This is a genomic window from Micromonospora sp. NPDC005806 (genome assembly GCF_042871425.1).
Taxonomy (GTDB): Bacteria; Actinomycetota; Actinomycetes; order Mycobacteriales; family Micromonosporaceae; genus Micromonospora.
The window spans coordinates 278,371-291,268 of sequence record NZ_JBIAIL010000001.1; the positions used below are offsets into that span (position 1 = coordinate 278,371).

Below are 12,898 nucleotides of genomic sequence, written 5' to 3' on the forward strand. Positions count from 1 at the left end.
GCGGCGGGACCGGTCCCGGATACGGCGAACCGCCTGCCGGCGTCAGACTGACGCCGGCAGGCGGTTCGTGTCGATCAGGCCACCTCGTGGGTGGGGACGATCTCCCGCCGCTCCGCGAAGTGGCAGGCGCTCGGGTGGTCCGAGCCCCGCCGGATCTGGAGCAGCGGCACCTCCTGGGCGCAGACGTCCTGCGCCTTCCAGCACCGGGTGCGGAACCGGCAGCCCGAGGGCGGGCTGACCGGGGAGGGGACGTCACCGGTGAGCCGGATGATCGCCTTGTTGTCCCGCAGCGTCGGGTCCGGCACCGGCACCGCCGACAGCAGCGCCTGGGTGTACGGGTGCGTCGGCCGCTCGTAGATCTCGTCCTCGGTGCCGACCTCCACCATCTTGCCCAGGTACATCACGGCGACCCGGTCGGAGAGGTGGCGCACGACCGACAGGTCGTGGGCGATGAAGACGTACGACAGGCCGAACTCCGCCTGGAGCTTCTCCAGCAGGTTCATCACCTGGGCCTGGATCGACACGTCCAGGGCCGACACCGGCTCGTCACAGACGATGATCTCGGGGCGCAGGGCCAGCGCCCGGGCGATGCCGATGCGCTGCCGCTGACCGCCGGAGAACTGGTGCGGGTACCGGTTGATGTGCTCCGGGTTCAGGCCGACCAGGTCGAGCAGCTCCTTGACCTTGCCCCGGCGGGACCCCTTCGGGGCCACCTCCGGGTGGATCTCGAACGGCTCGCCGATCAGGTCACCGACCGTCATCCGCGGGTTCAGCGAGGTGTACGGGTCCTGCATCACCAGCTGGATCTGCCGGCGCAGGCGCCGCAGCGACTGCCCGCGGAGCTTGGAGATGTCCTGCCCCTTGTAGCGCACCTGACCGGCGGTCGGCTTCTCCAGGTTCATCAGAACCCGCGCCAGCGTCGACTTGCCGCAGCCGGACTCGCCCACCACGCCGAGGGTCTCGCCGGCCCTGAGGTCGAACGAGACGCCGTCGACCGCCTTGACGTGACCGATGGTCTTCTTGAACACGATGCCCCGGGTCACGGGGTAGTGCTTGACCAGGTCACGGACCTCGATGATGTTCTCAGTCACGGTTCACGAGCTCCTCGGCGAAGTGGCAGGCGCTGGCCCGGCCGCGACCGATCTGCAGCAGCGGGGGCAGCTTCTCCCGGCACACCGGCTGCGCCATCGGGCAGCGCGGGTTGAACGGGCAGCCCGACGGGATGTTCATCAGGTTCGGCGGAAGGCCCTTGATGGTACGAAGCTCCTGGCCCTTCTCGTCCATCCGCGGGATCGAGTCGAGCAGGCCGAGCGTGTACGGGTGCGCCGGCTTGGCGTACAGGTCGTACACGTCGGCTTCCTCGACGATCCGGCCGGCGTACATGACCGCGATCCGGTCCGCGACGTCGGCGACCACGCCGAGGTCATGGGTGATCAGGATCATGCCCATCTGCCGCTCCCGCTGGAGCTCGCCGAGCAGGTCCATGATCTGGGCCTGCACGGTCACGTCCAGCGCGGTGGTCGGCTCGTCCGCGATCAGCACCTCCGGGTCGAGCGCCAGCGACATGGCGATCATCGCTCGCTGCCGCATACCGCCGGAGAACTGGTGCGGGTAGTTGCTGAACCGACCCTTGGCGTTCGGGATCTTCACCTGGTCGAGCATCTCGATCGCCCGCTTCTTGGCGTCCGCGCGGCTCATGCCGCGGCGGACCCGGAACTGCTCGGCGATCTGGAAACCGACGGTGAAAACCGGGTTGAGGGCAGAGAGCGAGTCCTGGAAGATCATCGCAATGCCTTCACCCCGGATCCGACGTCGCTGCTCGGCGGACATCTTGAGCATGTCCTTGCCGTGGAAGCGGACCTGGCCGCCGGTGACGAAGCCGGGCGGGGTGTCGAGGATGCCCATGATGGTCTGCGCCGTGACGCTCTTGCCGGAGCCGGACTCGCCGAGCACGGCGAGGGTCTCCCCCGCGTCGACGTGGTACGTCACTCCGTTGATCACCTTGGCGACGCCGTCCCGGGTACGGAACTCCACCCGGAGGCCGTCGACCTCGAGCAGCCGGCCCGAGGGGCGACCGGAACCGTCGGCGCCCGGCGCGGACTGCTCGGACACGAGAATGTCGGACAACTCAGTTCCCCTATCGGAGCTTCGGGTCGAGGGCCTCGCGGACCGCCTCGCCGAGCATGACGAAGCTCAGCACCGCGGTGACGAGGAACGCGGAGGGGAAGAACAGCAGGTACGGCGAGACCCGGATGTAGTTCTGCGCCTCGCTGATCATGATGCCCCAGGACACGACGGGGGTCTTCAGGCCGATGCCCAGGAAGGACAGCGTGGCCTCGGCGCCGATGAACGAGCCGACCATGATCGTGCCGTAGACCAGCAGCGGGGCCAGGCAGTTCGGCAGCAGGTGCTTGAGGATGATCCGGCCGGTGCCGGCACCCAGCGCCCGGGCCGCGACGATGTAGTCGGCCTCCTTGGTGGCCAGCACCGAGGAGCGCATCAGCCGCATCACCACCGGCCAGCTCAGCACGGTCAGGGACATGATGACCAGGCCCATGATCGTCCACTCGCCGTTGTCCGTGCCCGAGCCGTTGAAGGTGGTCAGGATGACGATCGCGCCGAGCACGAACGGCAGGCCGAAGAAGATGTCCGCGGCCCGGGAGAGCAGGGCGTCGACCCAGCCACCGCGGTAGCCGGCGATGATGCCCATCGTGCCGCCGATCAGCAGGGTGCCGGTGGTGGAGAGCAGGGCCACCATGATCGAGGCACGGGCACCGTAGATGGTGCGGGCGAACACGTCCCGGCCCTGCACGTCGTAGCCGAACCAGGCGGCCGCGGACGGCTCCACCCGGCTGCGGTCCAGCGAGCCGTTGACCGGGTCACCGGAGGTGAAGATCCACGGGAACGCGGCCATCAGCACGAAGAGCACGATGAATACCGCCGAGATCCAGAACAGCGGCTTGCGGCGCAGGTCACGCCACGCGTCGCCGAGCAGGCTGCGCGGCTTCTGCTGCTTCTGGGCGCTCTCCGGCAGGCCGGTGACGGGCGCCTCGGTCGGCATGGTCGCGGTCGGCGTCGAGACGATCGACGCGGTACTCGGGTCACTCATAGCGGATCCTCGGGTCCAGGGCGGCGTAGAGCAGGTCCACCAGCAGGTTCATCAGGAGATAGACGACCACCAGGACCACCACGATGGAGACAACGGTAGCGCTCTCCTTCGTGACGATCGACCGGAGGACCTGGCGGCCGATCCCGTTGATGCTGAAGATGCCCTCGGTGACGATGGCGCCACCCATCAGGGCACCGAGGTCGGTGCCGAGCAGGGTGACGACCGGGATCAGCGAGTTGCGCAGCAGGTGCACGCCCACCACCCGGCGCATGGGCAGGCCCTTGGCGATGGCGGTGCGGACATAGTCGGCCCGCCGATTCTCGGCGATGCTGGTGCGCGCGACCCGGGCGATGTAGGCCATCGAGGCGCTTCCCAGCACGAAGCCGGGCAGGATCAGCTCGGAGATCCGCATCTCGTTGGAGACCGTCGGGTGGACGATCCCCCACTTGACGCCAAGGAGCCACTGGAGCACGAAGCCGATGACGAAGACCGGCAGCGCGATCAGGAAGAGGCTGGAGATCAGGACCAGGTTGTCCAGGAAGCCGTTGCGCCGGAGACCGGTCAGCACGCCCGCGCTGAGACCGATGACGGCCTCGATGGTGAGCGCGACCACCGCCAGCTTCAGGGTGTTCGGGTACGACGTCATGATGATGTCGCTGATCGGCCGACCACCGAAGGTGGTGCCGAAGTCACCCTGGAAAAGGTTCTTCATGTAGCTGGCGTACTGCACCCAGATCGACTGGTCGAGATGGTACTTCTCGGTCATCAGCGCCCGGAAGTTGTCCGGACAGCCGCGGTCGCCGCACTTGCCGGCGAACGGGTCGCCGGGCACCGACCAGACGAGCCAGTAGATCAGGAACGTCGTACCGATGAACACCGGCACTAGTTGCAGCAGCCGTCTCAAGAGATAACGGCCCATGGGGTGGTCCTCCAGACAGGGGGCGCGTCGGACGGCCGACACGGCGGTGACAAACGTGCGAGGGGTCCGTTGTACACCCCCTCGCGGAACGGCCCCGGGTCGGGCTCACCGGTAGGCGAGCCCGACCCGGGGTCAGACCGTTCGGATCAGAGCTCGACCGAGGTGATGTCGAGCTCGCCGACGTTGGTCAGCTCCATCTTCTTGATCTTCTCCGAGTGGCCGGACTGCTGGCCACCGAAGTAGATCGGCATGGACGGAACGTCCTGGTCGATGAGCTTGACGGCCTCACCGAAGAGCTTGTGCGACTCCTCGATGCTGGGGGCCGAGGAGGCCGCCTTGGCCTTGGCGTCGACCTCCGGGTTGCTGTACAGACCGTCGTTCGAGGAACCGTTGGTCACGTAGAGCGGGTTGACCCAGTTCTCCACGTCCGGGTAGTCCTGCTGCCAACCGGCACGGTAGGCACCGGTCATCTTGTGGGCGTTGATGTTGGCCCGGAAGACCGCGAAGGTCGGCACGCCGACGGCGACGGCGTCGATGCCCAGGTTGGTCTTGATCTGCTGGGCGACGGCCTCCATCCACTCCTTGTGGCTGGCGTCCGCGTTGTACGACAGGGTCAGCTTACCGGTGAAGCCACCGGCCTCCTGGAGCAGCTGCTTGGCCAGGTTCACGTCGAACTTGCAGGCGGTGCAGTTGCCCGGCTCGGCGCCCGGGGTCAGCGGGTTGGCCCAGCTGTCGGCCGGCTTGCGGTTACCGAAGAAGATCTTGTCGGTGATCTGCTGCCGGTCGATCGCGTGCGAGATCGCCGCCCGAAGCTTCGGGTTCTTGAACTTCGGGTCGTAGATCGGGAAGGCGATGATACCGGTGGTCGGGGTGGTCGACGCGATCGCCCGGTCGCCCAGGTCGGTCTTCCACTTGTCACCGGCCAGCGAGGAGACCGGAACCTGCTGCTGGAAGTCCAGGTTGCCGGAGACCAGGTCGCTGTAGGCCGCCGTGTCGTCCTGGTACAGCTTGACGGTGACGTCCTTGATCTTCATCTTGTCGCGCAGGTTGTAGTCGTCGAAGCGGGTGAGCTTGATCTCGACGTTGTCCTGCCACGAGACGAACTTGACCGGGCCGTTGCCGACCGGCTTCTTACCGAACTCCTCGGGCTTCTGGGTGAAGAAGACGTCCGGGAGCGGCATGAAGGCGCTGTAGCCGAGCTTGGTCGGGAACACGGCGGTCGGCGCGGAGAGCGTGACCTCGAAGTTCCAGTCGTCGATGACCTTCAGGCCGGACATCTCCTTGGCCTTGGGCTCCGGGGCCTTCTGCGGGCCGTCCGGGCCGTCCGGGTCCTCGGTGAAGGTGTCGTTGAAGCCCTGGATGTCCGAGAAGAAGCTGGCGTTCTGCGCGCCATTCGGGCCGTACGCAGCCCAGTTCCAGGCCTTGACGAAGTTCTCGGCCTTGACGGTGGTGCCGTCGTGGAACTTGGTGTTCTGCTTGATCTTGATCTTGAAGACCTTGGAGTCGGTCGTGTCGATCGACTCGGCCAGCGCGTTCTGCGGAGCGCCACCGTTGTTGGGGTACTCGACCAGACCGGTCCACATCCAGTCGATGACCTTGCCACCCTGGGTCTCGGTGGTGTTCGCCGGAACCAGGGGGTTCTCCGGCTGGCCGCCGTCGACGACGATCGCGCCGTCCGAGCTGGCGCCGGCGTTCCCGCCGTCGTTGTTCCCGCTGGAGCAGCCGGACGCGATGAGCGCGAACGCCGCGCCCACCGCGAGCGCGCCGCTCGCCCGCTTCGAGACTCTCATTCCGAGGGGCCTCCTCTTTCTAACCTGGTTCCGTCGTGGGATTCACGCACGTCTGGGGGGTGACACCACCGCCGACCCGAACCACAGATCGTCGGTCTACCGCAGAGGAAATCGGGACACCCCAGGGGTACCGATCCGCCGGGCACCGCACTCTCGGCGAAAGACACCGCGCAGGGTCGACGGCCACGCGCCGTCGCGAAGAGGCGGCGTCACGTGGTCGGCGGGCCCGACGGGGTGCCCCACACCGAGGGTGAGGTGCTGCCACTGTGACACTCACCGGCCCTTTCCGTGAAGGTGCCGTTATCAAGCCGTTAGTTGGCCGCCACGTTGCCGATACTTGAGAAAAGATCATGAAACGCCCTGGTCGTACCGCTCTGAACAGGTAAGACACGACCAGACCGCGCGAGACCGGGCGCGTAGGCTCAGGCGCTGTGAGCTTCCCTGCCTCCGCTCCGCCGCTTCCCGACGTCCACCGGGCCCTTGCCGTTTTTGCCCATCCGGATGATGTCGACTTCGGCTGTGCGGGCACCATCGGCGGCTGGGTGGATGAGGGTATCGAAGTGGCGTACCTGATCGTCACCCGGGGGAACTCCGGCGGCTTCGACGACACTCCGCGCGAGGAGATGCCCGCCCTGCGGGAGGCAGAGCAGCGGGCCGCCGCGGCCGCGGTCGGCGTGCACCGGGTCGAGTTCCTCGACGGCCACCCCGACGGCACCCTCACCCCCAGCGTGGAGCTGCGCCGCCAGATCACCGCCGCGATCCGCCGGTTCCGGCCGGACCGGGTGCTGACCAGCTCGCCGCTGCGCCGCTGGGAACACCTCACCGGCCCGAGCCACCCCGACCACCTGGCGGTCGGCGAGGCGACCACCTGCGCCGTCTACCCCGACTCCCGCAACCGCTTCGCCTTCCCCGAGCTGCTGGCCGAGGGGCTGGAGCCGTGCGTGGTCCGGGAGATCTGGTACGCGGGTGGCCCCGCGCCGGACCACGTCGTCGACGTGACCGACCAGGGCGCCCGCAAGATCGCCGCGATGCGGGCGCACCGCTCGCAGACCGCGCACCTGGACGTGGAGACCTGGGTCCACGAGCGGCTCGGCATGATCGCCGACAACGCCGGACTCCCCGCCGGCCGGCTGGCCGAGGCGTTCACCGTGTTCCGCACCGAGTGAGCCGGTTGACCGGAACCGATCAGGCGGACCCGGACCGCGCGCGACCCCGGCGCCACGCGGGCACCGGCGGACCATCATGGACGATTCGATGATCATTTGTCATCGCCGAGGCTGCCGCCCGGCGATGAGGGTTCAGACCAGCCGACGGTCGGCCGCCCACCGGGACAGCTCGTATCGGTTGGACATCTGGAGCTTGCGCAGCACGTTGGAGACGTGCGTCTCGACCGTCTTGATCGAGATGAACAGCTCCTTGGCGATCTCCTTGTACGCGTACCCCCGGGCCAGCAGCCGGAGCACCTCGCGCTCCCGGTTGGTGAGCTGGTCCAGCTCGGGGTCGGCGACCGGCGTGTCCGGACGGGCCGCGAAGGCGTCCAGCACGAACCCGGCCAACCGGGGGCTGAACACCGCGTCCCCGTCGGCCACCCGGCGGATCGCGTCGGTCAGCTCGTCGGGCGAGATGGTCTTCGTGACGTACCCCCGGGCGCCGGCCCGGATCAGCCCGATCACGTCCTCGGCCGCGTCGGAGACGCTCAACGCCAGGAACCGCACCTGCGGATGGGTACGCCGCATCGCCTCCAGCACCGCCCGGCCACCGCCGTCGGGCATGTGCACGTCCAGCAGCACCACGTCGGGCTGGGTGGCCGCGATCCGGGTGACCGCCTCGGCCACCGTGCTCGCCTCACCCACCACCTCGACGTGCGCGCCGAGCTCCGCGCGTACGCCCGCGCGGAACATGGCGTGGTCGTCGACGAGGAACACCCGCAGCCGCCCGTCCCGCGGCGCCGCCGGCTCGACGGGTCCCTGCTCGGCCATGGTCATCTGTCCCTTTCCGCCGTGGAGCCGGTGCCGCTGCCGATCGGCAGGATCAGCCGGACCTCCGTCCCCTCCCCCGGGCCGGACCGGATCTCCGCCCGGCCGCCGTGCCGCGTCATCCGCCCGATGATCGAGCCCCGGACGCCGTGCCGATGATCCTCCACGGTATCCGGGTCGAAGCCCTTGCCCCGGTCCCGCACGAAGACGCTGACCTGGTCCGGCTCCACCTCGGCGTAGAGCGACACGGTGCGTACCTCGGCGTGCCGGGCCGCGTTGACCAGCGCCTCGCGGGCCGCGGCGACCAGCGCGCCGACGCGCTCGTCGGTCTCCCGGTCGCCCACCACCACCGCCTCGACGGTGATGGCGAAGGTGTCCTCCACCTCGGCGGCGGCCTGCTCCAAGGCGGCGGCGAAGCGCTCGGTGGGCGAGGCGGTCGGCTTGTAGAGCCAGTTCCGCAGCGACCGTTCCTGACCACGGGCCAGCCGCTGCACCGTCTTGACGTCGCTGGCGTTGCGCTGGATCAGGGCGAGGGTGTGCAGCACCTGATCGTGCACCATCGCGGCCAGCTCGGCCCGCTCCTGCTCCCGGATGCGTCCCTCGCGTTCCGAGCGGAGCTGGTTCCAGGTGCGCCACAGCACCGGGCCGGTCACCACGCCGACCCCGGCCAGCCCGACCAGCGCGAAGATCACCCCGTTGAGCACGGCGTCGAAGTTCTGCGCCGGCGAGTAGACCGCGGCCACGCCGATTATGCCGACGGCGACGAGCACCCCGCCGCCGATGAAGCGGAGCACGAACGACCGCCGGTCACTCTCCTCCACCACCGCGCCCAGCCAGGGCACCGGCATGGACCCGCCCCACTGCCAGCGGCGTTCCGGCGCGGACTGATGCCAGATCACCCCGGCGCCAACCGCGATGATCGCGACCAGCCAGCCGGCCGTGCCGGCCGCCCCGACCGAGTGGAAGGCCAGCACCTGGATCATCAGCACGCCCAGCCCGATGGCCACGAAGGGCAGGAGCTGGCCGAGGTCGCGGCGGGGCGGCACGCCGGTGTCGCCGGGTCGCGGCGGTACGACCGCCCAGAACGCGGCGTACAGCAGCAGCCCGAGACCGTTCAGCCCGAGCAGCACCATGAAGGCGATCCGGACGCGGAGCACCGAGATGCCGAGATGCTCGGCGATGCCGGCGGCCACCCCCGCAGCCAACCGGTGCTCGGTGGCCCGGTAGAGCCGGGGCGGGTGCGGGGTCACGGTGCTGCTGATCGGAGGCTCCCGGGTCGAGGGGCGGCGGTGCGGGCCGGTCTCCGCCGGCGCCTTCCCGATCGTCACACGGCCGAACCCGTCCCGGCCACGGGGACGCCCCCGACATTCGGGCCCCCGGGATCTCAGGGTGGCGTCAGGGTCGGGTCCTGAGGACGCTCGGGCGACCGGGGCAGCAGGATCGGAGGCATGACCGAGGACGCTGCCCGTCCGCCCCGCCCCGGGGCGGCAGCACAGGACGGGCCACCGCCACCCCCACCGCCGGGGCCGGCGCCCACCGCCGCCGCCTCCGCGGCGCCCCCACCACCCGGCGCGCAGAGCGCCGGTTCCGCGCCGTTCCCCGGCGCACCCCCGGCCGGGTACGGCCCGCCGCCCGGCGGCGCCGGCTTCACCTCCCGGTACGGGCTGGTCCGCCCCCGCGAAGGCCGGTACCTGGCCGGCGTCTGCGCGGCCATCGGCCGGGCCACCAACACGGATCCGGTGCTCTGGCGGGTGCTCCTCGCCGTGCTCGGCTTCTTCGGCGGGATCGGCATTCTGGTGTACGTCACCGCCTGGCTGATCATCCCCGGCGAGGGTGACACCGCCTCCCCGGTGGAGTCGATGCTCGGCCGGGGCCGGTCGAGCATGTCCCCGGTCACCGTGATCGTGCTCAGCATCGTGGTCGCCGTCGGCTTCGGCTACGTGGTCACCAACGCGTTCCGGGCGATCCTGCTCGGCGCGGTGATCCTGATCGGCGGTGCGCTGCTGCTCAACCGCGACCAGCGTGGCCCGGTGGCGGGGCAGCCCACCCCCGGCGCGCCCGGCCCGGCACCGGGTCCGGTGCCGCCGGCGGGCTGGCCGACGCCCGGTCCCGCCACCGCGCCGGCCGGCCCCACCGGCGGCCCGGCCTGGCCCGGCGCGGCCCCGGCCGCCACCTACTGGCAGGAGGCTGCTCCGGCCGGCGGGACCGTGGCGCAGGCCGGCGCCGCCGTACCGGCGGCCGGGGTGGCACCCGGCGCACCGCCGACCCCGGCCACCGCACCGGCGGCGCCCGAGTTCGGCGCCGACCGCACGGTCGCGCAGTCCGCCTGGGCGGAGACCGGGCAGGTCGCCCCGCCGCCGGCCGAACCTACCGTCGCGCAGCCGGCCTGGCCGGGCGCGCCGACGACGGGTGCCCCGCTCGGGGAGCCGGTCTCGGCACCGCCCCCGTCGCCGGTCACCGCGCCGCTGCCCGGTGGTTACCGGCCACCCTTCGCACCGCACGGCCCGTACGCCGGGCCCTACCCGCCGGCACCGCCGGCCCCGGCCCGGCCGGTCCGCGCCCCGAAGCGGCCGAAGGAGCGCTCCGCCCTCGGCGCGGTGACCTTCTCGCTGATCTTCCTGGCGCTGGGCGTGGTGGGCATGCTCGACCTGCTCGACGTCTTCCCGGTCGGGGCGGCCGGATACTTCGCCGCGGCGCTGGCCACCATCGGGCTCGGGCTGCTGGTGGGCACCTGGTTCGGCCGGGCCCGCTGGCTGATCGCCCTCGGCCTGGTGACCGCGGCGGCGCTGGGCATCGCCACCGTCGCCGAGTCCTACGACCGGGTACGCGGCATCGACGGCGACGTCACCTGGGCCCCGGTCGACTACCGCGACCTGGCGACCCGCTACCAGAACAACTTCGGCGACGCGGTGCTGGACCTGCGCGCCGTCGACCTCGACAAGAAGGACACCCAGATCACCGTGGAGGTCAACTTCGGCCAGGCCACGGTGGTCGTACCTCCGAACGTCGACGTCACCACCGTGGCCGACGTGAACGCCGGTGACGCCACCGTCTTCGGCCGGCGCACCGGCGGGCTCGACGGCCGCCAGTGGGAGAGCACCGAACTCGGGGCGGACGGCCGGGGCGGCGGCACCCTGCGGCTGATCGTCCACGTCAACGCCGGAAACCTGGAGGTGACCCGGTGAAGGCCCACCGCACCGACGTCGTGTCGTTCGCCTTCGGGCTGGTCTTCCTGGCTCTCGCCGTCTGGTGGCTGCTTGCCCGGATCCTCGGGCTCACCCTGCCCCCGGTGGGCTGGTTCCTGGCCGGCGCGCTGATCCTGGTCGGGCTGCTGGGCCTGGCCGGCGCGCTGCGCTCCGGTCGGCACCCCGACCGGGAGGCGGCCGACCATCGACCGGAGGCCACGGTCGCGGCGCCCTACGTGGAGGGCACCCCGACCAGCGGCGGGCCCGCCGCGCCGGAGGCCGACCAGTGGGCCACGGACGCCGTCGCCGACGACCTCGTCGAGGCGCGGGAGGACCGCCCGTCCGGGGGCGAGCCGGTGACCCGGGAACTGCCGGTCGCGGACGCTCCGGAGTGGCCGGCCGGCGGCCGGCGTACGGACGGGGACGAGCCGGGTGTCGGGGAGCGCGCGCCGGGCTGAGCACGGGCGCTGCGGCGCTCCGGCGGTGCCGCCTATGCTGGCTGGTGGAGATCTCGCCTCCACCGGCCGGCGCCCCCCCGGCCGCGGCTGGCGCTCCCGGTCGCCGGGCCCCCGTGCGCGGCCCCCGGCCGGCCAGGTCGCCGTGGCGGTCCCGCCGCGTCCCGCCTCTACCCCGTCAGGAGCCCGTCCGACATGACCCAGTCCCCCGCCGTGCGCACCCCCGGCCCGTCCGGTCCGGTCCGCATCGGCGAGCGCGCCGCCCGTACCCTCGTCTCCGAGCTCGCCCGGCGCAACGACCCGAAGGCCGGCTTGCTGATCGGCGCGACCCCGCAGTCCGCGGTGCTCGCCGCGGCGATCGACGCGCTGCTGCCCGGCGACCGGCTCACCGTCGTGCCGGCGGAAGGCGCCGCCGCGGCCGCGCTCCGCGAGCACGTGACGGCCCAGGGCCGCTGGGTCGCCGACCGGGTACGGGTGGTTGACACCCTCGCCGAGGCGGACGCCGCCGAGGTGGTCATCGCCGCCGAGCCGTTCACCGGCACCGCCGACGAGGCCCGGGGGGCCGTCGACGGTCTGTCGAAGTACCTCACCGACGGCGCCGTGCTCAGCGTGGCCGCACCGGTGTTCCGCACCGAGGGCGCCGGTGCCGAGCTGGACCGGCAGGCCGTGCTGCACGGCGTCCGCACCGACCTGGTGCTGCGCAACTCCCCGCCGGTGCGGGTGCACCACCTCCGCTTCACCCCGGCCGGCGCGGCGCTGGCGGCCAAGCTCGCCCCGGCGTACCGGCCGTCGAGCGTGCCGCTGACCCGGACCATGCACATCGACTCCAACGGCGTCGCCGCGGCCGGCATCAGCCTCGGTCTGGCCGCGCTGGCCCGGGTGGCCCGGCCGAAGTCGAAGCTCTGGCTGCTCCCGGCGCTGGCCGCCGCGCCGGTGGCCGCGTTCTTCCGCGACCCGGAGCGGGACGTGCCGGAGGACCCGTCGGCCGTGGTCGCCGCGGCGGACGGCCAGGTCCTCTCGGTGCAGCGGCTGCACGACGAGCGCTTCGGTGACGGGGAGTGGCTGCGCATCGCGGTCTTCCTCTCCGTGCTGGACGTGCACGTCAACCGCGCCCCGGTGGCCGGCAAGGTGGTCGACTACTTCGTCGCGGACGGCGGTTTCGTCAACGCCATGAAGCCGGACGCCGAGCACAACGTGGCCGCGTACACGGTGCTGGAGACCGAGCACGGCACGGTGGTGGTCGCGCAGCGTACCGGCCTGATCGCCCGGCGGATCGTGCAGCGGGCGCCGGTCGGCGCGCTGCTGGCGAAGGGTGAGCGGTTCGGCCTGATCCGGTTCGGCTCGCGCACCGACGTCTACCTGCCGGTGGAGGCGGCCGAGCCGCTGGTCGGCCCGGGCGACAAGGTGGTCGGCGGTTCGACGGTGATCGCCCGCTGGGTCTGATCCCGCAGACGCGAAAAGGGG

General features: G+C 71.3%; 10 protein-coding genes and 1 pseudogene. 4 read left to right on the forward strand and 7 right to left on the reverse strand.

Annotation, left to right across the window (positions count from 1 at the left end; genetic code table 11):
- Positions 1-74: 74 nt before the first annotated feature.
- The 5 genes from ACFYOS_RS01350 to ACFYOS_RS01370 all read right to left on the reverse strand — a co-directional run bounded on the left by ACFYOS_RS01350 (position 75) and on the right by ACFYOS_RS01370 (position 5,818).
- On the reverse strand, positions 75-1,091 hold the full coding sequence (locus ACFYOS_RS01350) for an ABC transporter ATP-binding protein (protein ID WP_387134694.1): 1,017 nt from the start codon (positions 1,089-1,091) through the stop codon (positions 75-77).
- Positions 1,084-2,112, reverse strand: a complete 1,029-nt coding sequence (locus tag ACFYOS_RS01355) for an ABC transporter ATP-binding protein (protein WP_387135233.1) — start codon at positions 2,110-2,112, stop codon at positions 1,084-1,086. Before ACFYOS_RS01355 ends, ACFYOS_RS01350 begins: the two co-directional genes overlap by 8 nt.
- 25 nt (positions 2,113-2,137) lie before the next feature.
- Complete coding sequence (locus ACFYOS_RS01360; protein ID WP_387134696.1) at positions 2,138-3,109, reverse strand: ABC transporter permease; 972 nt, start codon at positions 3,107-3,109, stop codon at positions 2,138-2,140.
- Positions 3,102-4,028, reverse strand: coding sequence for an ABC transporter permease (locus ACFYOS_RS01365; protein ID WP_387134699.1), 927 nt, complete (start codon positions 4,026-4,028; stop codon positions 3,102-3,104). The genes ACFYOS_RS01360 and ACFYOS_RS01365 overlap by 8 nt, the downstream gene beginning before the upstream one ends.
- A 146-nt stretch (positions 4,029-4,174) precedes the next feature.
- Positions 4,175-5,818 carry an ABC transporter substrate-binding protein gene (locus ACFYOS_RS01370; RefSeq protein ID WP_387134702.1) on the reverse strand — a complete coding sequence of 548 codons (1,644 nt, stop codon included), beginning with the start codon at positions 5,816-5,818 and terminating at the stop codon, positions 4,175-4,177.
- A gap of 431 nt (positions 5,819-6,249) precedes the next feature.
- On the opposite strand from ACFYOS_RS01370, the gene ACFYOS_RS01375 reads away from it, so the two are divergent.
- A complete protein-coding gene (locus ACFYOS_RS01375; RefSeq protein ID WP_387134705.1) occupies positions 6,250-6,984 on the forward strand; it encodes a PIG-L deacetylase family protein in 735 nt (244 codons plus the stop codon).
- 132 nt (positions 6,985-7,116) lie between these two features.
- On the opposite strand, the gene ACFYOS_RS01380 is transcribed toward ACFYOS_RS01375, so the two are convergent.
- Positions 7,117-7,797, reverse strand: coding sequence for a response regulator (locus ACFYOS_RS01380; RefSeq protein ID WP_387134707.1), 681 nt, complete (start codon positions 7,795-7,797; stop codon positions 7,117-7,119).
- Between the two features lie 2 nt (positions 7,798-7,799).
- Positions 7,800-9,044 carry a PspC domain-containing protein gene (locus ACFYOS_RS01385; RefSeq protein WP_387135235.1) on the reverse strand — a complete coding sequence of 415 codons (1,245 nt, stop codon included), beginning with the start codon at positions 9,042-9,044 and terminating at the stop codon, positions 7,800-7,802.
- 198 nt (positions 9,045-9,242) lie between these two features.
- Here ACFYOS_RS01385 and ACFYOS_RS01390 point away from each other — a divergent pair, with 198 nt between their 5' ends.
- From ACFYOS_RS01390 to ACFYOS_RS01400, 3 genes and pseudogenes are all read left to right on the forward strand, one after another.
- Positions 9,243-10,979, forward strand: coding sequence for a PspC domain-containing protein (locus ACFYOS_RS01390; RefSeq protein WP_387134709.1), 1,737 nt, complete (start codon positions 9,243-9,245; stop codon positions 10,977-10,979).
- Positions 10,976-11,248 (forward strand): annotated as a pseudogene (locus ACFYOS_RS01395) (hypothetical protein); the annotation flags it as partial. The gene ACFYOS_RS01390 and the pseudogene ACFYOS_RS01395, both read left to right, overlap by 4 nt.
- A gap of 381 nt (positions 11,249-11,629) precedes the next feature.
- Positions 11,630-12,877 carry a phosphatidylserine decarboxylase gene (locus ACFYOS_RS01400; RefSeq protein WP_387134712.1) on the forward strand — a complete coding sequence of 416 codons (1,248 nt, stop codon included), beginning with the start codon at positions 11,630-11,632 and terminating at the stop codon, positions 12,875-12,877.
- The last annotated feature ends 21 nt before the right edge of the window (positions 12,878-12,898 follow it).

What these genes read in the sequence shown, in the direction of transcription:
- ACFYOS_RS01370 (WP_387134702.1), bottom strand. Translation starts at nt 5,818, where the DNA reads ATGAGAGTCTCGAAGCGGGCGAGCGGCGCGCTCGCGGTGGGCGCGGCG.
- ACFYOS_RS01360 (WP_387134696.1), bottom strand. Translation starts at nt 3,109, where the DNA reads ATGAGTGACCCGAGTACCGCGTCGATCGTCTCGACGCCGACCGCGACC.
- ACFYOS_RS01400 (WP_387134712.1), top strand. Translation starts at nt 11,630, where the DNA reads ATGACCCAGTCCCCCGCCGTGCGCACCCCCGGCCCGTCCGGTCCGGTC.
- ACFYOS_RS01365 (WP_387134699.1), bottom strand. Translation starts at nt 4,028, where the DNA reads ATGGGCCGTTATCTCTTGAGACGGCTGCTGCAACTAGTGCCGGTGTTC.
- ACFYOS_RS01380 (WP_387134707.1), bottom strand. Translation starts at nt 7,797, where the DNA reads ATGGCCGAGCAGGGACCCGTCGAGCCGGCGGCGCCGCGGGACGGGCGG.
- ACFYOS_RS01390 (WP_387134709.1), top strand. Translation starts at nt 9,243, where the DNA reads ATGACCGAGGACGCTGCCCGTCCGCCCCGCCCCGGGGCGGCAGCACAG.